Genomic DNA, 20,306 nt, shown 5'->3' with positions numbered 1-20,306 from the left:
TATTAATGAGTTTTATAGATCTAGGAATAGGTAGCGCGCACTTTCTGAACCGCGTGGCACAAAATGGTAAGTCGCTATGAGTCGTTTGAATAGAATACCTGCATCAAACGACATTACTCGATTTTGAGTAGATTCATAAACTCAAGGAATACATTGCTCAGGATGGCCTTACTGAGGTTACAACATTGAAAAACACACTTATCAAACACGCTCTAGTTGCAACAACCGGTATTTTGGCGCTAATGGCGACCACTGCACAGGCTTTCGAGCTAGGCGCTGATACCAAACGTGGTATTACGTTCCAGTTTGACAACATTATCATTGGTGTTAACGATAACTACGTAAACGGTGGTATGGCGTTTTTACAGAAGCCACTATCTCAAGAGCACAATATCAGCTGGTTCGTTGAGGGTGGTGTGGGTTATAACTGGAATAGCGAACGTGTCGACGTGCATACGCCTGTGGGACTCCGTTGGGAGCCAGTTAAAAACCTTGATGTTGACTTATTTGCTACGCCAGAAGTCAAATTTAAAGATGGCGTTGATGTTGGTGTGGGTGTTGACTTGGGTGTGTCCTGGAAATTCTAGGTCTCAACGAGAATACTAAACGGTGACCGTATCAAGGTCACCGTTTTTGCATTTTAGTGAGATGACTTAGGTAGCTAGATTAGTATCCAATAACCATTTGACCGAGAATGTAACCCGCGCAACAGGCGGCAACGACGCCTATTAAACCGACACTCATAAAGGAATGGTTGAAGTACCATTTACCGATCTTAGTGGTACCGGAAGAATCGAAATTCACGGTTGCGATATCCGATGGATAGTTTGGAATGAAGAAATATCCATAGACCGCTGGCATTAAACCAATGAGCAGTGCAGGATCCAACCCCAGTCCTAAACCCACAGGAAGCATCATTCGAGCAGTGGCTGCTTGCGAATTAACAACAACCGATACAATGAAGAGTGCCAATGCAAACGTCCAAGGGTAATCCGTTACCATTTCGACGATCCCTGATTTAAACTGTGGCATTGCATATTGGAAGTAAGTGTCTGACATCCAAGCGATACCAAAGATCGCAATGGCGGCGACCATGCCTGATTTGAAGACCACACCATTCGGCACATGGCGTGGATCTGTTTTGGTTGCGAGCAGAATGATACCGCCGAAGCAGAGCATCATCATTTGAATAATGACGGCCATACTGATTGGCTTTGCCGCGTCGCCAATGGTTCTCACTTCAGGAACCATTGCAATAATAACGATGACGACGATAGACAGTAAAAATAGTAAGACCGAGTTACGTGCTGATGTAGGTAGAACTTCGTCTAACGACGTCGCCGTTGTGTTCAAAATGCGCTCGCGCCATTCAGGGTCTTTTAAGCGAGCTTGATATTCAGGATCGTCCTCTAATTCCTTGCCTCGTTTCATACTATAAAGTGACATCAAAAGTGTGCCGAATAAAGTAGCGGGAACGGTGACCATGAGTATGGACAGCAAGGTAATATCTGGTCGTAGATCCGATAATTGTGCGAGGTAATACACGACTGCGGCAGAAATAGGTGAAGCGGTAATGGCAATTTGCGAAGCTACCGAAGCTGCAGCCATCGGGCGTTCTGGACGAATACCGTTCTTTAACGCAACATCACCGATAATCGGCATGATGGAGTAGACTGCGTGACCAGTTCCTAGCAAGAAGGTCATACTGTAAGTCACAAAAGGTGCTATGAGTGTCACGCGTTTCGGATTCTTACGCAGCAAGCGCTCTGCTACTTGCAGCATAAACTTTAGTCCCCCAGCTGCTTCTAAGATAGATGCGCACGTCACAACCGCCAGAATGATCAACATGACTGTGACCGGAGGAGAGGTTGGCGGCATCTTAAAGATAAAGACTTCAATGGTGAGACCTATGCCGGAGACTACACCTAAGCCGATTCCCCCTTTTCTTGACCCGATATAGAGCATCAAGAGCAGGAACATAAATTCAAAATAGAGCATTAATATTTCCCATTTACAATTTGTAACACTCTCAATATTATCCATATAAAAGTTATGGCTATTTGACATAAAGATCACACAACGTATTGAATGAAAAATGGAAAGCTGATTTTATAAGTTCGGTCACGTTATAGAGAGAGGAAGTAAATAGGGTGTAATCTAGGTGTATTTACTGGGTATTTGATTGGTTGCACAACTGAAAAATAAGAGGCAGTACAAGGGGGAGCGTACTGCCTCTGTGTCTATGCGCAAATGCGCCAACTAGGTGTTTAAGGCTCAAACACTATGCGAATAGAAACGGTTTTCTCTGTCAATTTATTGTTAGTGTGCATCGGACATTTGGTTATTAATTTTCTAATTGGAATTAGCATCACAGCTTTCTAATTACTCATGATAAAACAGTCAGTTATGGATTCTCCCTGTTGGTTTTCTCCTCCTAGTATGGCGATACCATTATCAATGGATACACTCACTCCGTACGCCTGTCCGTCGCTAAGGTTTCCAATTTTGTTCCATTGAGATCCATTGAGTTGCCAAATGGCGTTGCTATAGTGTTTTACAAGCCCTTGATGGCTGAATAAGTGCCCTTGTTGAAAGCGTTGTTGGCTGCCAACAAAAAAAGCGCCTCCTGCGACGGTGGGTATGTTGTCGATGAGTCCCACAAAACCCCCAGCTATCCCCTCATGTTTTGGTTCATTTTGGACAATGGTGGGCAGTAAATCACATTCAACGGATCCGTTAGCTCTAATTTGGAATCGTTTGGTTTCTAAACTTCTTAGACCCGGTTTGATCTCACCTTCAATGAGCAGAATTTGTTGATCTTTCTCTATCAGTCCTGCGCCACAATTAGGCAAATAGGGGTTATCTGCTAGCTTTGACCAACGGAGTGTCCGAGTATCGAACATCCAGATATGCGGATTCCAACCGTAGGCCTCGATGGGTTGAGACATAAATGAGTCTAATATTGAGCGCTCATCAGTGGCAGAGCTGACCTTAGAGAGTCTAGCGAACAACGAATCGAACGTTTTTTTGCAATATCCTCCAATGAAAATGAGCTGGTGGTCTGAAATCGAAGTGGCACTGGCACCGAGTAATCCTACCGGTATGGTAGTATCGAGCTTGGACCACGTTTGCGTCTCTTTAGAGAAAAAATAACTATCTGTCAGCACGCGGATGTGAGGGTCTGTGTCCATTTTACCTGCGCCTGAGAACACATAGATCCCTGTGTCTGTTGTTACGCTAGCGGCATCGTTGCGATCGCATCCTGGAAAGGGCTGAGCGAGTTGCCAACCAAGCTCAACGTCATCCATATCCAAATAATAAAAACGCTTCCCTGCGCTGCCTAGGCCAGTATAGAGGCGGCGGCCAAGCAGTCCTCCAATACCGTTTTTCATTGAGATAGGTAGGGGTGGTAATGCGGTCAAACAGATAGTCATTTTGGGTTATTTCCTAATCTTGAATATCAACAGATTTGCCATTCCAGCTCAGCAGATACACTTTTTTGCTTGCTGAGCGGTCAGCCATTTCACCACCTGCGATCAGCACACCCTTTGGTGTGGTAAATGATGCGCCGTAGGCGGAGCCTTCAGGGAGATTGTTTGCTTGCTGCCATAAGTTGTCTTTCAGGACATAAATCTCAGGATTGAATGCTTTACTAAAGCCGTTATGAGCGAAAAGTTTGCCTTGTTCAAAGGCGTGCTTAGCGCCGTGGAAGTTGGCACCACCTGCGACCAAAACCACGCCGTTTGATTCGCCACTAAAAGCACCCGCTACACCTTCTTGTACATTTGAGGATTGAGGTGCAGGAAGAGAGTGAAGACTTTTCCACGGTTGCGCCGCGCCAAAGTTAAACTGTTTTACTTCTGCGGTTCTAAGTCCTGGCTTGATTTCACCGCTGACCAGCGTGGCAGTATTGCCATTGGATACTAACGCGCTGCCACAGTTCGGCAGATAAGGCGAAACAATTAGGGTATTCCATTGATTCGTTTCTGGGTTGTAGCTAACGACTTTATCGTTCCATTTGTAATCTCGAGGTGCCATGCCCATGTAGTTGTCGACAATGGATTGCCATTTGTCTGGCTGCGCTTTCTTATCGGTGGTGTTGATGTCGTAAAGATACTGATCGAAATAGGCTTTGTTATAGCCGCCGAAGAAAACAATCTGACTACCGTTAGGAGAATACGAAGCGGCGCCAAGTAAACCAACTGGGCTGGTACTTTTTACTTGAGACCAGGTGTCGTTCGTGGTGTCGAACTGATAAACCGTGTCGAACAAAATAGGAGAGGTGGCATCAGCCTGCTCTTTTCCTGCGCCTCCAAAAATATAGATCTTGTCGTTAACCGCGGTTGCCGTCGCGCCATTTCTTGCGGGGCCTATAAAGTCGGCCTGCTTTTGCCAACCCTTGTCGATATTAGCGAGGTCGAGCAAATAGAATGCGCTGCCAGAGGAACCAAGACCGGCATACACTTTGTCGCCTATCTGTGCACTGACGCCGCTTTTGATGCCTTCGGGTAAATCTGGCCATGACTCAGATGCGAGAGTGTTGCCAGTGACAATCAATGATGAAAGAGCGAGTGCAAAAAGCGAGTTCCTTGTCTTCATGATATTTCCTTATCGATAGGTGATGGCCTGTTTGGCCAAAATGTATACACATTATCGATCTTTGAAGAAAATATTCTTTGATCAAGTTAACAATAAAAATAATTTTTATCTAATCATGATTGGGAAGGTTTTTCCTGCAACAAAAAGCCCATCAAAAGATGGGCTTAAAAATGGAGATTTGCTAGCGTTTATGACATGAGTGGTACCACAACTTCGGCGGTTTCCATAACAGAGTCACTGTATTCAGGGTACTTGTCCAAAAGTGAATTGACGAGGACATCCACCAATAATAAAGCGCCTACTTTGGAAGCAAATGCCCCACCAGTTAAGGGGCCTTCCGGTCTAGCTGCTACTAACATTTCCGTTGAAATTGCCGAGAGCGGACTGTGATTAATGTTAGTTAGTGCAACCACAGGGACATTTTTACTGAACGCCTGCTTTGCTGCATGAACGACTTCTTTGGTGGAGCCTGAACTTGATACAGAAAACCACAAGTCCCCTTGTGTAGAGCGGCTAGCATTCATGGCTGCTAAGTGAGTGTCTTCGTACATAATCGCTTTCTTACCGATTCGGATAAGTCGGTAAGCTAGGTATCGACCCACGATGCTTGATGCGCCTACACCGACACAACCAATAAAGTCGGCGGAATGTACCAAAGTACAAATCCTATCCAGGGCCTTTCTGTCAATCAGCTTTGCAGTATCTTGGAGACTATCAACCGCACTGCTTGCCGAAATATCGCAGATGTCACCATCTTTAACAGGAGCAGACTTACTGGCGTTTTGGCTTAGGTCGACTGCTAAGGCCATACGGAAGTCGGAATAACCTTTGTAACCCATATCGCGGCAAAGACGTACTACAGTCGCTTCACTGGTTTGGGTATTTCGAGCAAGATCTGTGATGGTCTGGAACTGCACTTCATGAGCATTCTCAAGAATGTAGTCCGCGACTTGTCTTAATTTCTTACTGAGTGGTTCCATGTTGGAGCGCAAACGAACCAGCAGATTGTTCGGTGATCCCACGGTATCCCCTTAATTCTTGTACCTAGATTAAAAATATCAGACTCCCTAACGGTTTAACACCAACAATTAATATAATTCGCGGCATTTCATAGAGAAATGATATACGGTTTGCCTGAAAGCCCAAAAAGGAGGCAACTGCCTCCTTTTGTGCGCGTAGGCGTTAAAAGCCGATGTCTCGCATTTTCGCTACCACATCCGCTTTTTGAGCCGCGGTCAATGCTCGAATTGGTGAGCGCGGGTCACCAGCATCGATACCATGAATTTCCATTGCTGCCTTACCAGCGGCAACGCCGCCATACTCTACAAGAATACGAATAATAGCAATGACTTTATCCATGAGTGCTGTTACACGTGGTTGATCGCCTTGATTGAAAGCTTCAATAATCTCCAAATAAAGCGGAGCAGCGTAATTGTAGGTACTGCCCACTGCGCCCACTGCGCCTACGGCAAGACCTGCTGGTAAGAACTCATCTACGCCAAACGGGATATCAAATTTTCCATCAGCAACTCGCATGCAGCGTTGATATTCGTAAAGGTCCATGTGATTAAATTTTGCACCTAGAAGGTTTGGAATTTTCTGATCACCTTGGATTAGGAACTGCTCAAGATCTAAATTGACCCCTGACATTCCTGAATGATAGTAGTAGAAGCCTTTTGAAGGTGCAGCGGCCGCTATTTGGGCGCAGTAGTCCACTAAGTCTTCAACTGAACCAGGTTTAAAGAAGCATGGACCAATGGCAGATGTTGCCATAATGTCGAGGGTCTCTGCGTGCTTGGTTAGCTCCAAGGAATCTACAATACTCAATGCGCCAGTATGAACAATCAGGTCTAACTGACCTTTTGATGCTGTTACCCAACGCTCAGCGATGGCTTTACGTTCTTCAACGGAGCAGTGAATACCTTCACCAGTTGTGCCACAAACGTATGCGCCTGTTACACCTTGCTCTACAAGCAGTTCTGCGATTTGGTCAATCGCAGCAAAGTTCACTCGATTACTTGCATCAAAAGGAGTGTGTGGTGCTGCGATAAGTCCTTGTAGTTTTCTCATTTTATTGGCCTTCAAATTGCGATTAATGGCAGGCCAATGCTGGCCTGCGTAATTGTTATTGTCCGTATCCTAAGAACAGCTCTGGTAAGAAAAGCGTCACTTGAGGGAAGATTGCTACTAATGCCAGTACGATGAACAGTGGCACTAGAAGAGGGATAACGCCTCGGGTTAATACATGGAATGGAATGTCACCAACGCGAGATACAACATACAACGCCATACCCATTGGTGGTGTCAAAATACCAATCATAAGGTTAAGAATAGCCATCACACCGAAGTGAACAGGATCGATCCCAACAGCCGCCGCAACCGGTACGAGGAATGGTACCAACAACAGCAATAACGCTAGTGATTCAATAAAGGTTCCTAGGAACAGCAGTAATAGGTTAATCAGAAGAAGCAGTACCAGTGGGTTATCACTGATGGTTAGGAAATAGTCTGCTAGCATTTGCGGTAATTGTTCACGAGCGACAATCCAACCGAAGACGGTGACGCCCATAACCATAAGCGCAACAACAGCCGTGGTATTGACAGTTTCTTTTAGAATGTCGACGAAACCTGAGAGTGTGAGCTGCTTGTATACCACCGTACCCAAAAACAGAGCGTAAAGAGAGGATACGACCGCTGCTTCTGTTGGTGTGAATTTACCTGAGAAAATACCACCGATGATGATCACGGGTGTAAGCAGGGATAAAAAGGCTTCTTTTAGCGACTTAAACTGCTCTTTGCGAGTTGCTTTTGGTAGCGTCATGTAACCGCGTTTTTTACAGATGAAGTAGCTCATCACCATTAACGCACCACAACATAGGATGCCGGGAACTGCGCCCGCCAAGAACAGCGCACCAATAGAGGTATTGGAAACTACACCATAAATAACAAGTGGCACAGACGGCGGTACTAGCGGCCCGATGATACAAGATGCTGCGGTTAAACCACCTGCAAAGTCATCATGATACTTTGCGTCGCGCATGGATTTGATTTCAAGCTGACCTAAGCCGCCGGCATCCGCGAGAGCAGAGCCAGACATACCAGAGAACAGTAAGCTTGCCATGATGTTTACATGCCCTAAGCTACCGGTCACGTGGCCGACCATAGATTTAGCAAAGTTGAAAATACGTTCGGTTATTCCCGCGCTGTTCATCAAGTGTCCAGTGAGAACAAAGAACGGTACTGCGAGTAACGTAAAGTTATCAATGCCGCCAAGCATTTGCTGAGCTGCAAAGTTGATTCCAGTACTGTTGGTTAATACCAAGAATACTAAAGCAACAAATATCAGTGAGAAGCCAACGGGCATACCTGCAAATAACAGCGCTAGCCAGCCGAAAATTGAACCTGCCATGAGAACTCCTTACCTCTGGGCAACTTGCGATGAGCTAGAAGCGTCTTCGCTTTTAGCTTGTTTAAACTCAGCTCCAATCGAGAAGATCTTTTGTAACTGTCGGACGACCATGAACACGCCACCAAGAGGTAGGCTGTAGTTCATCCATTTACTAGAAATGCCTAAGGTGATGAGTTCAAAGAAAGCAGTACGTTGTACGTGCTGATACCCGAGGTAAATGATGGCGAAAATGGACACCAACACAGCGAGTTCGAGTGCGATTACTAATGAATAACGGATATTTTGTGGAAGCTTATCCGAGAAAAAGGTGATGTTGACGTGGGTGCCTCGTTTGATGGCCATCGCGCAACCGATGAGTGACATATACATAAACAGCACACGAGCTAATTCCTCACTCCACAAAGAAGGATCGTTCAGCAACCAGCGTGTTCCTATTTGCCAAGTCAGCACCACTAACAGGGCAGCCATCAGCGGCACTGTTATGATTTCTTCAATATTATCAAATATTTTGCGTATCATTTTAGGCTCCAAGGCTGACCAAATCGGCCAGCCGAGATTACAACTTCAATTCAAGCGAACGTCGAATTGATTGCGGCAATTACATTGCAGCAAGTTTCTTAACGATAGGCTCGCCAATCTTTTCTTCGAATTCCGTATATAGAGGCTGCATTGCTTCACGGAATGGTGCGAGATCAGGGTAAGTGACTTTCACGCCCTCAGATTCAAAGAAAGAGATAAGCTCTGCTTCTTGTTTTTTAACCGATGCGGTATGAGCGGCTCCCGCTTTTGCTACTGCGTCAGTAATGATCTTCTTATCGGCATCAGACAGTTTTTGCCATGTTGACTCAGAAATAATCACCATTTGGTCGTTAACAATGTGGTTAGTAATGGCGAGGTTGTCCTGAACTTCGTAGAACTTCATTGTCTTAATGGTTGGTAATGGGTTTTCTTGACCGTCAACCGCGTTGGTTTGCAGTGCTAGATACACTTCTGAGAACGCCATTGGTGTTGGTGAAGCACCAGAAAGTTTTGCGTAGTTTAGGTTCGGTTTAGCGTTAGGAACGCGTAGCTTCAGACCTTTGAAATCTTCAATCGTGTTTAGAGGACGGTTAGAGGTGGTTTCACGAGTACCGTTGTACCAAGTATCTAGAGCACGCCAGTTGAATTTAGTCAGCATTTCTTCACGTACGCCTTGACCAAAATCTGAATCAAACATGCGACGTAGGTGTTCGTAGTCTTTGGCAACGTAAGGTAGGGTTACTGCTTCTGCTCGTGGGATCCATAGACCCATACGGCCAAATTCAGCGTAAGTAATATCGAGATCGCCAAGGGTTAATTGCTGAAGCATAGCGCGGTCATCACCAAGTTGCGCGCTAGGGTATAAAGCAATTTTAATGTCGCCGTTACTCATCTCTTCTACTGTATCGGCAAGAAGTTTCGCAGAGGTATATTCCACAGATCCAACAGAGGCTTGCATGCCCATCTTAAGTGTTGTCGCCGCTTGTACTGAAACTGCACATCCTAATGTCAGCATAGCGATAGTAATTTTATTTATAGCTTTCATGTTCTTCCCTTTTGTCCATTGTTTGGCGAGATTCGCGAGTTTCAAAAAAAAATTTTATTTTGTTTGAAAAAAATCTTCGTTATGGATTATTATGGTCGTGAAGATTATTTTCAAATCAACTTTTCACAAACTGTGATCACGGACAAAATTTAGCCTAACTTATCTGTTTAAAGACTCGTTAAGCGGTTTTGGGACAAGGAAGCATGTCCAATATTTCGTTGACGCCAACATAAGACGAGAGGCTCGAAGTGAGAGATAAAAGTCTAAAAATCAGAGAATTAAAAGAGCAATTGCGTGGGCAAACGGTAGTATCTATTCAGCCAGTTGTCGGAAGTCCACTCGAGAAAACCGAATTTATTGTTGCCATGGCTCTAGCTGCGCAGCAAGCGGGTGCCAAAGCTTTACGTATCGAAGGTGTTAAAAATGTTGCGGCTGTAGCAGCTAATGTGACTATACCAATTATCGGTATCGTGAAACGTGACCTTATTGACAGTCCAGTTAGAATTACTCCTTATGTTGAGGATGTGGAAGCGCTAGCGGCCGCGGGCGCAACAATTATTGCGTTTGATGCAACCAGTCGAGTTCGTCCTGAATCTAGAGCGGTGATTGTAGATGCCATTCAACGCACGCCTTGTTTTGGTATGGCGGATTGTTCATGTTTTGAGGATGGCGCTTGGGCTTATGAGCAAGGTGTGGAAATCATTGGTTCGACGTTGTCAGGCTATGTGGGGGGCGAAGAGCCTACCGAGCCCGATCTAAATCTAGTTCGAAGATTTGCAGCCGAAGGCTTCTTTACCATGGCAGAAGGGCGATACAATACGCCTGAGTTAGCAGCAAAAGCGATTGCCAATGGTGCGATAGCCGTTACAGTAGGCTCTGCACTGACAAGATTAGAAGTGGTGACTCAATGGTTCAATGCGGCAACTCAAGCAGAGGTGAAACAGTATGAGCACGTTAGCTATTGATATTGGTGGTACTAAAGTCGCTCTAGGATTGGTTCAAAATGGTGAACTGATAGAGCGTGCTCAGCTAGCGACGCCTGAGACGACATGTGTACAAGAGTTTGCTAGTCAAATTCTTCTACAGTGTCCGTCATGGATACACCAAGTCACACAGATTGGGATTTCTACTACGGGATGGGTGAAACCGGAAGGCATTACTTCTATTAATCCCGATACTCTTGCCTTCCCTCAACCGTTTCCTTTACATCAAGAGATAGAAGCACAAACAGATAAGCCTGTTGCTATTCTCAATGATGCTCAAGCGGCTGCTTGGTATGAATATCGCTCTCTCAAAACCCCCGTAAACAATATGGCTTATATAACGGTATCAACTGGTGTAGGTGGTGGTTTGGTTCTTAACGGGCAATTGTATAAAGGGAGTCAGCATCTCGCTGGACATATCGGCCATACCAGTATTGATATCAATGGTCCTGTCTGTGGTTGTGGGCAACGTGGTTGTGTTGAAAGCATTGCCTCCGGAACGGCAATTAACCGAGCTGCTCGTCAAGCTATTCACCCGACAATCTCAAATATTGAGTTGTTTGAACTCGCCAGTGACAATGCGCAAGCAATGGACATCATCAAAAAGAGTGCGCATGCAGTTGCTCAGCTGTGTTGCAATTTGAAAGCTACACTAGACTTAGATCTTGTTTGTCTTGGTGGAGGAATAGGGCTGACAGAGGTGTACATCCCATTAGTTCTGGACTATATCGAAACAATGCCAGCAGCATTTCGAGTAGATGTCGTTAAGGCAACCGGTGATTATGATGCATGTTTATTGGGTGCTGCAGCCCAATTCTCATAGCGAAATGGGTAAAAATTAGTGTTTCACAGCCTCATAGGTTGTTGATGGAAGGAATAGATAGACAAATGACGATACGAGCAATCACAGCCACGACGATTTTCGATGGCGAGCAGTACCATTCCGACTCTGCATTGGTTTGGAAAGGAGACCGGATTGTAGACATAGTCCCCACGTCTACATTGCCTAGCTCAGTCATTGTTACTGATGTTGGCGACAAAATTGTTGCGCCGGGATTTATCGATATTCAAGTGAATGGCGGCGGCGATGTCATGTTTAACTCTGATACAACTGTTGACGGTATAGACACTATTTGTCGAGCCCATCGTCAACACGGTACAGCCTATCTATTACCAACCTTGATCAGCGCAACGCCAGAGGAAATGAAAACGGCGTTGATTGCTGCGGAGAGTGCGATCGAGCAGGGTGTGGCAGGTGTACTAGGTGTTCACCTAGAAGGACCTTGGCTTAATAAAGACAAGAAAGGCGCGCACGATGACAGTAAGTTTTATAGCCCAACGATTGAACAGTTAGAAGCTTTTCCGTGGTTAGAGCGAGGGGTTAGCTTGGTCACGTTAGCGGCAGAGAATGTCGATACGCAGGCACTAAATTGGTTACAGCAGCATCACGTTGTGGTGTCTTGTGGGCACAGTAACGCAACTCAGCATCAGTTAACGGCAGAAAAACTTGCTTCAGTAAATGGTTTTACGCATTTGTTTAATGCGATGTCGCCGCTTGAAGGGCGTGAGCCGGGTACTGTTGGCACGGCATTGATGACCGATCATGCTTGGTGCTCAATTATTGTCGACGGTATTCATGTTGCAACGCAAAACGTTTTGATGGCTCATAAGCTTAAGCCAGAAGGGAAGCTGCTTATTGTGACCGATGCGATGGCGAGTGTCGGCAGTAGAACCAATCGCTTTGTCTTAGATGGTGAAGAAATTTCGGTACAAGATGGAAAATTGGTGAACTCAAGTGGATCTCTAGCTGGTGCGCATATTGGCATGGACCAGTCTGTCGCTAATGCCATTGCCTGGGGACTGAATGAGGCTGAGGTATTGAGAATGGCTTCAACCTATCCAGCCGAGGCGCTTAATCTGGACGACGTGGGTATTTTGAAGCCGGGTTACCGAGCCGCTGCAACCATACTTAATTCTGATTACAGCTCCTATGCGGTATTAGTTGATGGTGCGCTAAACCCTTAGCTTCTGGTTATGAAGTTAGTTTGCTTGTAATTTCGCTGAGGTAATAAACTCGCCAAAGCTTTCACACCAAATGATCGCTGCCGTGTACTGGCTTAAATCTGTGCCTTCTGGCAGCGATAGCAAGAATCTATCGAAGGTTTTCACATCTCCCACCTGTAACATGTTGGCTTTGTTAGTATTAAAGTCCGCTTCCGTTTCCACATATATTGGAGATAGGTACAGTTTGTAGTCAGGCCCCGGAGCAAGTTCGCCAATAAACATAGCGCTGTCATTGGTAAAACTGATATCGCCTTCACCCCAATGAAAAAGATCGCTGTCTTGTCGGTCTTTATCGAATGTCCCTTTGACGACGATTTGATTGGCATCCGCAGTGACGCTTGCGATTGAGGGGGAATCAGGCTGAGTAAGAATCGGCAGGACATAAATACCCAACATAAACCCAAAGAATAAGGCTGCAAGGTGGCTAAAAAGTAACAGAACTCGCTTCATGTTCACTCCTTGAACAAATAATTTTATCTTAATTTACTTAAACATAGTTCAAGCAATACGTCATTGGAACTGATGATTTTGGATCGTTGATATGATTTTTTCTCGCGTCGCTTTATGGTCCTCATCATTGACGAATCGACGGTGATAGATCATGCGATATTGCACATTGCGAATATCAAGGGGAATGGGCATGACTTTGAGACCCAGCATGGGCGCGAGGTGATTCGCTAAGGACAAGGTTGATGCGCCCAGCAGATCCGTTGTCGCTGCGAGTGCTAACATACTTGAAACGGACCCTGTTTCAGCCTTTATCGTTCTTATAGGCATTGGTTTTTCTGCTAAAAAATCCATCATGTTAACGTTGTTACGACGTATTTTTAGCGCAATATGTTGTTGTTCGAGGTACTGTTCCGTTGTTAGTGATGTGCCAATATTCGGATGGTCTTTTCGGCAAACACACACCGCAGGCTCATCAAAAATGTCTTCAACGATATGTGATTGGCTTTTGCTAGTGGCAATGTCGATTGCGAGATGGACTTTCTGCGAATCGATGTCAGCGAGAAGTTGCTGCTCGCTTAGCGGGGTTTCGATAAACGACAATCCCGGCAAATCACAAAGCAGGTGCATCAGGCTTTCGTTGCAATAGACTCGAGTGACTTCCTGTTTTTTCTCAATGGTCTCTAGAATGGCAAGGGGCGTCTCAATCTTATCTGCCAACGCAACGGCCGCTCCTGTTGGTGCAATTCCACGTCCAGAACGGACAAATAGCGTTTTCCCCACCACGACTTCTAATCGTTTTAATGCCGCACTTACTGCTGGCTGAGTCAGTTCCAACTCTTCTGCTGCCATTGTTATAGAGCGATGACGATAAACCGCGCCAAAAGTTGTAAGTAGATTTAAGTCCATAACGACCTGATTTAGTGAGTGTTATTTCTTATCCTAGCAGAGCAAAGGTGACTGTCAATTGACCTTAGTTGGAGTGCGCTGATTCGAATTTAGATTAAAACACATAAATTAAATTTATATATAAAGCTAAATTTGCTCTATTTTTCGTATCTTAGGTTATGGTTAAGATGGTGAACATAGACACACGGATGTGATTTTTCCATTCAATTAAGAGATTTCGAGAAAATGAAAAATGTCCGTATTGTCTCAATTATGGCTTTAATCGCACTCATCTTTAGTGGTTTAGCCTACTCCCAAAACTGCAACGTTGAACCGTTAGAAGCAACAGAATATTCGTTGCTCAGCAACAACTGATTTCTCTCATTTATATTCATTTATTACTTTTCCCTGTTATGGGAGAGGAGGAATTATTATGCCAAAAATCCATATAATGACTGCTGTTGCTGGCTCGATTCTTCTATCGGCGCCAGTTTTAGCTCAAACGCCTTTTGAACATTATCAGTCTGAAAATTCAGCTAGTTTCTCAGGTTACAAGCACTATAACTACGAACAAAACGTCAATACCGAAGAGTTGATGAAACAGGGTGGGAAAATCTATTCTTCACCAGAGGAAATACATGCCATTTTGCAAGGAGGGCTCAAAACAGATATCCAGACTGGCGAAGAACTCTGGAAAGAAGGTCTAATGTTTGATGGCATTGAACCAATGGATCATATGGTTACTGCCGCCAATTGGTACCCAAGGACGGAAGAGCTGTTAACTAATGAAATGCGTGTGACCTTCATGGGGACATCCCCTATGATTCGCCCAGGTCAAGCTAATACCTCCATATACGTAGAGTTAGGCAACGGTGACAATTTCGTGTTCGATATTGGTGAGGCGTCAATTGCTAACTATATTGGGGCTGGTGTTGCGCTAAACGAACTGGACAAAATTTTCATAACTCATTTGCATGTAGACCATTTTGGCTCTCTTCCTTATTTGTACCAATTTGGAGGTTGGAATGGACGGTGGGAAAAACCACTAACGATTTATGGTCCATCAGGTCGCAACCCGGAAGATGGGACGCGACATATGGTAGAAGGCATGTTGCAAATGCTTTCTTGGCATCAAGACGCGTTTGATGTTTTCCCATCAGGTAATGATATAGAAGTTGTTGAGTTCGACTTCAAAGACGATGGCGGCATTATCTATGATGTTGATGGCGTCAAAGTATCACATTGGAGACGTTCTCACGCAAAAGATGGTGCCTCAGCATATCGCCTTGATTGGACAATCAATGACGAGGAGTCGCTCTGTTTTGTCTGGACTGGGGATGGTCGACCTACCGAACTTGATATTCAGTATGCCAAAGGTTGCGATTTGTTCGTAACCGAGGTTCAGACTGAGCTCGTCGGATTAGCGTCCATCGTTCAAGGAGTGCCTGCTTTTCTAACACGCTATACCATTGATACTCATCATACGTCAGGCTATGCGGCGGGATGGCTAGCAGATCAAATACAACCACGTTTGTTTATGACTACTCATATGGAGTTTGACCCTTACTACAATAACGAAACTGTGGCTCAGGTACGTGAACATTGGAAAGGTCCATATCACTTTGGCGCCCCCGATATGATAGTCGCGAACATTACACCGGACAAAGCATGGGTCCGAGAGGGGATTATTCCAGATTTTCCAAATAACCGAGCTCCCCAGTTTAATCTCAATGACGGTGAAGTATTTCGTGTTCCAATGCCGAAAAATTCACGAGCCGATATTCAAGAGCAAGAGATTCGTGATTTAGAAATTGATGAAGCACTGTATTACCCCGAAGGTTACCACCCTCAACTATTGAAAGATTGGCCGTTGGATCGTGACCTGATCGTGCCAACGGAAGTATTGCCAGAAAGCATGAAGCAAGGGATGGGCGAGAAGCAGCGAATGGTTGATAAAATGCGCGAAGCTCATGGATTGGAACCTCGTTCCGTGCATCGTAAAGATTCAGCAGACCCATATCGCGACACTCGTGAAGGCAATACCAAACAAGAACAAGAGTAGTGACTTTGTTTGTGGGCATAGAGCTCTTGTGCTCACAAACTCAAACTCCTTCCCAAACTTCAACAACGAGTAACCTATTTATGCGACGACTTACGATTGTAGTAACAGCGCTATATCTATGCACGTTTAAAGCAATGGCAGCGCAACACTCTCACGACACGTTATTTAGCCGAGACAACGCAATAATGGCTGCGGCCGCAGTGGAAACCGTCAATGTGTATTGTGTTGGAACTGGCTCTATGACCTTAGAGTATACCGAACACAACTCGAAAATAGTCCGTGAAACAATAGAAGGACTTTCTGAAGATGTGCTTAACGAACCTTACGTCTTTAATGAGGAAGATCCTCTGTACCTTCAAGGTGTTGCTTTAGGTGAGCAACTCATTCAAGAAGCAGAACAGAAAGATCACGTTAGTCAAATGTGTACACAGCCAGAGGAACAAAAACGATGAAAAAGACCACGATGATTTTAGCCACCTTCATTCCTTCATTAGCTATTGCTTGCGGTGCACATGTTCATAATACGTTGCCCCACTATGAAAATTATACCGAGTCGTTGGTGGCGATGTCTGTTTGCAAGGTAAATGAGCATATTTCAGAGCAACAATCTGCAGTGTGGTTTAAAAAATTAGCATGGGTAGCGAATGGCACTGACGAAGAATTGTTTGAGCATTATGCACATTTTGCCGCAGAACACGTGAGTAACATTGCTAATGATCCCGATATGTTACCTAAGTGGAATGCGAGTTATTGTAAGGATCAATTCTTTGATGTGATGGAAATGGATCAAGTCGTTTTGGAAGACCTTTACGATGAGCAAGAACTCGCTGATCGAGAGTTTAACCGGCAAATAAAAGAAAGTGGCCTGTCGGGTTGATAGGTTTCACTGCGTTGGTGCCCACTCTGTTGTATTCATAGATTGGGCATTTTAATTTCATAACGTCATTGTTTGTAGAGTTGAGTATAGATATTGTAATGATAATGATTATCATTTTGATCTATAAGTGGAGTAAATGTACTATTCGCGACTCCTGATAACTACATAAATATAATGATGAATGTAACTCTTAGAAAAGCGATTTTGCTTGCTTTTGCTCTTCCTCAAGTGACGTTTTTTGCGGTGGCAGAGAGCTCAACAAATGATGATACCGAAGTCATGGATGTCTACGGGACAGGCTACACGAGGCCGTTAACGATTGATAAACCGGGTGAAACCTTGGTGACTCAAGAAAAGATTGAAATTGAACAGCCAACAAACATAGCAGAGCTGTTTGAAGACATCCCAGGAGTCTCTTTTGACGGTGGTGCTCGTGCTGGTGGCGAACGCATTAGCATTTGGGGGTTTTCTGACCCTAGTGATCTTGGCGTGTATGTTGATGGTGCACCTATTGGTTTTGAGCAATATCGATATGGTTCGTTCTTTTTTGACCCGTACTTAATTGGTGAAGCTGAAGTCACCAAAGGCGCTCACGATGTTCAAGCGGGTAGTAAGTTTGGTGGTACTATCCGGATTAGAACGAAGTCGGTAGATGAACTGCTAAAAGCGGGCCGTAAAGTTGGTGCTCGAGTTCATTTAGGTTACAACGATAACGATGACCAGACTCATATCGGTGTCACGGCGTTCGGTAAAGCGGACAATGGAATTTACGCACTCGCTTCTGGAACGTGGAAAGACGCTAATGATATTCGAGTTGGTGGAGGAGACTCGCTTGAATACTCTGCATATAGCCAAAACAATGGTCTATTTAAAATCGGATACGAGAATGCAGTCCATCTCTTTGAAATCAGCCATACCTTTTATAGCGATGAGGGTCGACAACCTTGGGCGACCCGCCGTGGAGCCTTTGCCAAGATAAGTGACTACAATATTCGCAAATACGGCTCATTAGAAGCGGCAAAATACGCCTACACAGTGCAAAACGAATACAAAGATAAAACCACATCGGCCCGATATTCATATAACCCAAGCTCACCTTTAGTGAACCTAAAAATCACAGCGGCACATAGTGACAATGAGAGGCACTGGCGTCGTCCTGATGTTGCTTGGAAGAAGATGTTCGTATCCATTGGCGCGTATGGTCATGAATCGTGGGCATCGTATCAGCGAGATTATGTCGACATTAACAATGAAATGAAAATTGGTCGCCATACCATTACTGCTGGTCTGCAATATGAGAGAAACAATCGAGATACGCTCGTTCATAATGCTACCAAGATTTATAATAAGCCGAAGAAAAACTATGGTATCTTCATCCCTTATTACGATCCATCGGGCACGCAAACCACGTATTCCGCTTACTTGGCTGATAAAATTGAAGTCACCGATCGTTTTCGTGTAACCCCATCTTTACGCTATGACTATGTTACGTCTAAAGGCAAAGAAAATCCTGCGCCGGACTACAATGACCCAGCTGCAGGGCACGACTACAGTAAAGTGTCGCATGCCGGATTCAGCCCAAGGATTCAATTGGATTATGATCTTACGGATCAAACGTTATTGAACTTTGCCTATGCCTATCAAATGAAAGCCCCTTCAGTTGATGATATCTACGCGGTGCAATATGCGCGTGCCAAAGCCTCTGCGACAGCAAGAGAATTGGAAGCACAGCGCATTCATGCCTATCGTGCATCTATGATCAACAGCCTGTCTGGTCTGTTTGCTAACAAAGATATGTTATCGACGGAAATCACTGGCTTCTATAACGATGTCACCAACAATGTAATGAACCGAACTGGTGTGAATCTGGACAGTGACCCGAATACGTTGCAGAGCTGGAAAGTGAATTTGGATGGCTATCGTAACTATGGTGTTGATGTGCAAGCACAGTATCGTGTTGCCGCATTTTTCGCCGATATCAGTGCAAGCTACATCGCAGGCAAACACAAGGGCTCATTGACAGATTCTAGTGGCGAAGATCAATATATGTACGGCATTCCACCGATGAGTGTAAAACTTGGCTTGGGCTATGAGTGGATTAAAGGGCTCACTACAGGCTATAAATTGCGTTGGTATGATGCACAAGAAAATGTTGAAGATTCCATCTACTTTGCCCAAGCGAGTGAACAATACACTCTTCAGGATATTTATGTCAGTTGGCAGCCTCAAGCGCACAAGGATCTTATGCTAAGAGCTACCGTGAAGAATATCGCAGATGTGTATTACGAACCTTATCTTTCAAATGGCGTTCCAGGGCCTGGTCGTGAGGTCAGGTTGAGTATGACTTACGATTTCTAACGCGCACTTCAATGCTGAATAGATGGTGCTCTCGACATCATCTATTCGCCATTTTCGGTAGTGTAAGCGGAATAAGCCTTTGGTAGGGGTTGTGGTTTTTCTAACCATCACGCAAAGTAAGGACAACGATTATCAGACATAAGTAACAACCATGAATTTGGCAAGCTTTTTAAGACTCGTACTATTGGCATCAATATGGGGTGGATCTTTTCTCTTCATGCGTATTGCCGCTAATGTCATGGGGCCTGCTGTGCTCATTGAGGCGCGGGTCTTCTTTGCTGCCCTTGCGCTTCTTATCATCAGTGTTTATTTAAAAAAGAAACTTGAGTTTACCAAGCACACCAAACACTTTTTTATTATCGGGCTGTTTAATACGGCATTGCCTTTCTTGTTATTTGCCTATGCCGCGCAAACACTCAACGCATCCACTCTTTCTATACTCAACTCTACCGCAGCGATCTGGGGGGCAGTTATTGGTGTATTTTGGACCAAAACACCGCTAACTAAGCGCGGTGCACTTGGTTTATTGATTGGGATTGTTGGAGTTGCGGTATTGGTTGGTTGGGATGCAGTTCGTATTGGTGAGCAAGCGACATTGCCGATAATTGCTGGCGTGATGGCGGCCTGTTGTTATGGCATCGCAACCAATTATGCGAAAAATGCACCGTCTGTTCCTGCATTTAATAATGCACACGGTAGCATGTGGGCTGCTTGTCTTATCGTGTTGCCGTTGGTTCCATTTGTGCCAATGCGAGAAACACCTACTCAAGAAGTTTGGATCTCGGTCGTGTTACTTGGTGTTGTATGCACTGGCGCAGCTTATCTGTTGTATTTCCGGTTAGTTAACGACATTGGTCCGTCTTCGGCTTTATCAGTAACGTTCCTTATCCCAATGTTTGGTATTTTATGGGGAAATCTATTCTTAGGAGAGCCAATAGGTGTGAATACCATTGTTGGAACGGTTCTGGTTATTAGTGGCACAATGCTGGTTACTGGCTTCTCGTTGTCATCGCTTCGCCGAGCGCCAACATCATAACAAATTGGTCGCAGAGCCT

At 44.8% G+C, this 20,306-nt stretch carries 19 protein-coding genes; 9 read left to right on the top strand and 10 right to left on the bottom strand.

What is annotated here, in order from left to right; all coding sequences use genetic code 11:
- The first annotated feature begins 185 nt into the window (after positions 1-185).
- On the top strand, positions 186-587 hold the full coding sequence (locus tag HOP38_RS17315; protein ID WP_198558577.1) for a hypothetical protein: 402 nt from the start codon (positions 186-188) through the stop codon (positions 585-587).
- 79 nt (positions 588-666) lie between these two features.
- Here HOP38_RS17315 and HOP38_RS17310 read toward each other — a convergent pair whose 3' ends face one another.
- From HOP38_RS17310 to HOP38_RS17275, 8 genes are all read right to left on the bottom strand, one after another.
- Positions 667-1,998, bottom strand: coding sequence for an anaerobic C4-dicarboxylate transporter (locus tag HOP38_RS17310; protein WP_006075319.1), 1,332 nt, complete (start codon positions 1,996-1,998; stop codon positions 667-669).
- 380 nt (positions 1,999-2,378) lie between these two features.
- Positions 2,379-3,434, bottom strand: a complete 1,056-nt coding sequence (locus HOP38_RS17305; protein ID WP_198558576.1) for a YjhT family mutarotase — start codon at positions 3,432-3,434, stop codon at positions 2,379-2,381.
- 13 nt (positions 3,435-3,447) lie between these two features.
- Positions 3,448-4,599, bottom strand: coding sequence for an N-acetylneuraminate epimerase (locus HOP38_RS17300; RefSeq protein WP_006075316.1), 1,152 nt, complete (start codon positions 4,597-4,599; stop codon positions 3,448-3,450).
- Positions 4,600-4,787: 188 nt separating this feature from the next.
- Positions 4,788-5,621 carry a MurR/RpiR family transcriptional regulator gene (locus HOP38_RS17295; RefSeq protein ID WP_031493297.1) on the bottom strand — a complete coding sequence of 278 codons (834 nt, stop codon included), beginning with the start codon at positions 5,619-5,621 and terminating at the stop codon, positions 4,788-4,790.
- 160 nt (positions 5,622-5,781) lie between these two features.
- The gene (locus HOP38_RS17290) at positions 5,782-6,669 is read right to left on the bottom strand and encodes a dihydrodipicolinate synthase family protein (RefSeq protein ID WP_198558575.1); all 888 of its coding nucleotides are present in this window, start codon (positions 6,667-6,669) and stop codon (positions 5,782-5,784) included.
- A gap of 55 nt (positions 6,670-6,724) precedes the next feature.
- Positions 6,725-8,008 carry a sialic acid TRAP transporter large permease SiaM gene (gene siaM, locus HOP38_RS17285; RefSeq protein ID WP_198558574.1) on the bottom strand — a complete coding sequence of 428 codons (1,284 nt, stop codon included), beginning with the start codon at positions 8,006-8,008 and terminating at the stop codon, positions 6,725-6,727.
- 9 nt (positions 8,009-8,017) lie between these two features.
- Positions 8,018-8,527, bottom strand: a complete 510-nt coding sequence (locus HOP38_RS17280; protein WP_006075311.1) for a TRAP transporter small permease — start codon at positions 8,525-8,527, stop codon at positions 8,018-8,020.
- Positions 8,528-8,606: 79 nt separating this feature from the next.
- The gene (locus HOP38_RS17275; RefSeq protein ID WP_006075310.1) at positions 8,607-9,572 is read right to left on the bottom strand and encodes a sialic acid TRAP transporter substrate-binding protein SiaP; all 966 of its coding nucleotides are present in this window, start codon (positions 9,570-9,572) and stop codon (positions 8,607-8,609) included.
- Positions 9,573-9,820: 248 nt separating this feature from the next.
- Here HOP38_RS17275 and HOP38_RS17270 point away from each other — a divergent pair, with 248 nt between their 5' ends.
- From HOP38_RS17270 to nagA, 3 genes are all read left to right on the top strand, one after another.
- On the top strand, positions 9,821-10,537 hold the full coding sequence (locus tag HOP38_RS17270) for a putative N-acetylmannosamine-6-phosphate 2-epimerase (protein WP_088878935.1): 717 nt from the start codon (positions 9,821-9,823) through the stop codon (positions 10,535-10,537).
- The gene (locus tag HOP38_RS17265; RefSeq protein ID WP_198558573.1) at positions 10,518-11,378 is read left to right on the top strand and encodes an N-acetylmannosamine kinase; all 861 of its coding nucleotides are present in this window, start codon (positions 10,518-10,520) and stop codon (positions 11,376-11,378) included. The genes HOP38_RS17270 and HOP38_RS17265 overlap by 20 nt, the downstream gene beginning before the upstream one ends.
- Before the next feature lie 65 nt (positions 11,379-11,443).
- Positions 11,444-12,580 (top strand): N-acetylglucosamine-6-phosphate deacetylase, encoded by a 1,137-nt coding sequence (gene nagA, locus HOP38_RS17260; RefSeq protein ID WP_198558572.1) that lies wholly within the window; start codon positions 11,444-11,446, stop codon positions 12,578-12,580.
- A gap of 15 nt (positions 12,581-12,595) precedes the next feature.
- On the opposite strand, the gene HOP38_RS17255 is transcribed toward nagA, so the two are convergent.
- Positions 12,596-13,069, bottom strand: a complete 474-nt coding sequence (locus HOP38_RS17255; protein ID WP_006069378.1) for a DM13 domain-containing protein — start codon at positions 13,067-13,069, stop codon at positions 12,596-12,598.
- A 60-nt stretch (positions 13,070-13,129) separates the two neighbouring features.
- Positions 13,130-13,975, bottom strand: a complete 846-nt coding sequence (locus tag HOP38_RS17250; RefSeq protein ID WP_107306607.1) for a LysR family transcriptional regulator — start codon at positions 13,973-13,975, stop codon at positions 13,130-13,132.
- A 412-nt stretch (positions 13,976-14,387) separates the two neighbouring features.
- Here HOP38_RS17250 and gntH point away from each other — a divergent pair, with 412 nt between their 5' ends.
- The 5 genes from gntH to HOP38_RS17225 all read left to right on the top strand — a co-directional run bounded on the left by gntH (position 14,388) and on the right by HOP38_RS17225 (position 20,287).
- Positions 14,388-16,016 carry a guanitoxin biosynthesis MBL fold metallo-hydrolase GntH gene (gene gntH, locus HOP38_RS17245; protein ID WP_198558571.1) on the top strand — a complete coding sequence of 543 codons (1,629 nt, stop codon included), beginning with the start codon at positions 14,388-14,390 and terminating at the stop codon, positions 16,014-16,016.
- A gap of 80 nt (positions 16,017-16,096) precedes the next feature.
- Complete coding sequence (locus HOP38_RS17240) at positions 16,097-16,468, top strand: hypothetical protein (RefSeq protein WP_107306605.1); 372 nt, start codon at positions 16,097-16,099, stop codon at positions 16,466-16,468.
- Positions 16,465-16,893 (top strand): hypothetical protein, encoded by a 429-nt coding sequence (locus HOP38_RS17235; protein WP_031494541.1) that lies wholly within the window; start codon positions 16,465-16,467, stop codon positions 16,891-16,893. The genes HOP38_RS17240 and HOP38_RS17235 overlap by 4 nt, the downstream gene beginning before the upstream one ends.
- Positions 16,894-17,067: 174 nt before the next feature.
- Positions 17,068-19,251 (top strand): TonB-dependent receptor domain-containing protein, encoded by a 2,184-nt coding sequence (locus tag HOP38_RS17230; RefSeq protein ID WP_198558570.1) that lies wholly within the window; start codon positions 17,068-17,070, stop codon positions 19,249-19,251.
- 151 nt (positions 19,252-19,402) lie between these two features.
- Positions 19,403-20,287 (top strand): DMT family transporter, encoded by an 885-nt coding sequence (locus tag HOP38_RS17225; RefSeq protein ID WP_198558569.1) that lies wholly within the window; start codon positions 19,403-19,405, stop codon positions 20,285-20,287.
- Positions 20,288-20,306: the final 19 nt, after the last annotated feature.

Origin of the sequence: Vibrio mediterranei, from assembly GCF_013364395.1 — a bacterium.
Lineage (GTDB): Bacteria > Pseudomonadota > Gammaproteobacteria > Enterobacterales > Vibrionaceae > Vibrio > Vibrio mediterranei.
This window is presented reverse-complemented; position numbering and strand designations above follow the sequence as displayed.

What these genes read in the sequence shown, in the direction of transcription:
- HOP38_RS17310 (WP_006075319.1), bottom strand. Translation starts at nt 1,998, where the DNA reads ATGCTCTATTTTGAATTTATGTTCCTGCTCTTGATGCTCTATATCGGG.
- HOP38_RS17305 (WP_198558576.1), bottom strand. Translation starts at nt 3,434, where the DNA reads ATGACTATCTGTTTGACCGCATTACCACCCCTACCTATCTCAATGAAA.
- HOP38_RS17300 (WP_006075316.1), bottom strand. Translation starts at nt 4,599, where the DNA reads ATGAAGACAAGGAACTCGCTTTTTGCACTCGCTCTTTCATCATTGATT.
- HOP38_RS17290 (WP_198558575.1), bottom strand. Translation starts at nt 6,669, where the DNA reads ATGAGAAAACTACAAGGACTTATCGCAGCACCACACACTCCTTTTGAT.
- siaM (WP_198558574.1), bottom strand. Translation starts at nt 8,008, where the DNA reads ATGGCAGGTTCAATTTTCGGCTGGCTAGCGCTGTTATTTGCAGGTATG.
- HOP38_RS17280 (WP_006075311.1), bottom strand. Translation starts at nt 8,527, where the DNA reads ATGATACGCAAAATATTTGATAATATTGAAGAAATCATAACAGTGCCG.
- HOP38_RS17275 (WP_006075310.1), bottom strand. Translation starts at nt 9,572, where the DNA reads ATGAAAGCTATAAATAAAATTACTATCGCTATGCTGACATTAGGATGT.
- HOP38_RS17265 (WP_198558573.1), top strand. Translation starts at nt 10,518, where the DNA reads ATGAGCACGTTAGCTATTGATATTGGTGGTACTAAAGTCGCTCTAGGA.
- nagA (WP_198558572.1), top strand. Translation starts at nt 11,444, where the DNA reads ATGACGATACGAGCAATCACAGCCACGACGATTTTCGATGGCGAGCAG.
- HOP38_RS17255 (WP_006069378.1), bottom strand. Translation starts at nt 13,069, where the DNA reads ATGAAGCGAGTTCTGTTACTTTTTAGCCACCTTGCAGCCTTATTCTTT.
- HOP38_RS17250 (WP_107306607.1), bottom strand. Translation starts at nt 13,975, where the DNA reads ATGGACTTAAATCTACTTACAACTTTTGGCGCGGTTTATCGTCATCGC.
- gntH (WP_198558571.1), top strand. Translation starts at nt 14,388, where the DNA reads ATGCCAAAAATCCATATAATGACTGCTGTTGCTGGCTCGATTCTTCTA.
- HOP38_RS17240 (WP_107306605.1), top strand. Translation starts at nt 16,097, where the DNA reads ATGCGACGACTTACGATTGTAGTAACAGCGCTATATCTATGCACGTTT.
- HOP38_RS17235 (WP_031494541.1), top strand. Translation starts at nt 16,465, where the DNA reads ATGAAAAAGACCACGATGATTTTAGCCACCTTCATTCCTTCATTAGCT.
- HOP38_RS17230 (WP_198558570.1), top strand. Translation starts at nt 17,068, where the DNA reads ATGATGAATGTAACTCTTAGAAAAGCGATTTTGCTTGCTTTTGCTCTT.
- HOP38_RS17225 (WP_198558569.1), top strand. Translation starts at nt 19,403, where the DNA reads ATGAATTTGGCAAGCTTTTTAAGACTCGTACTATTGGCATCAATATGG.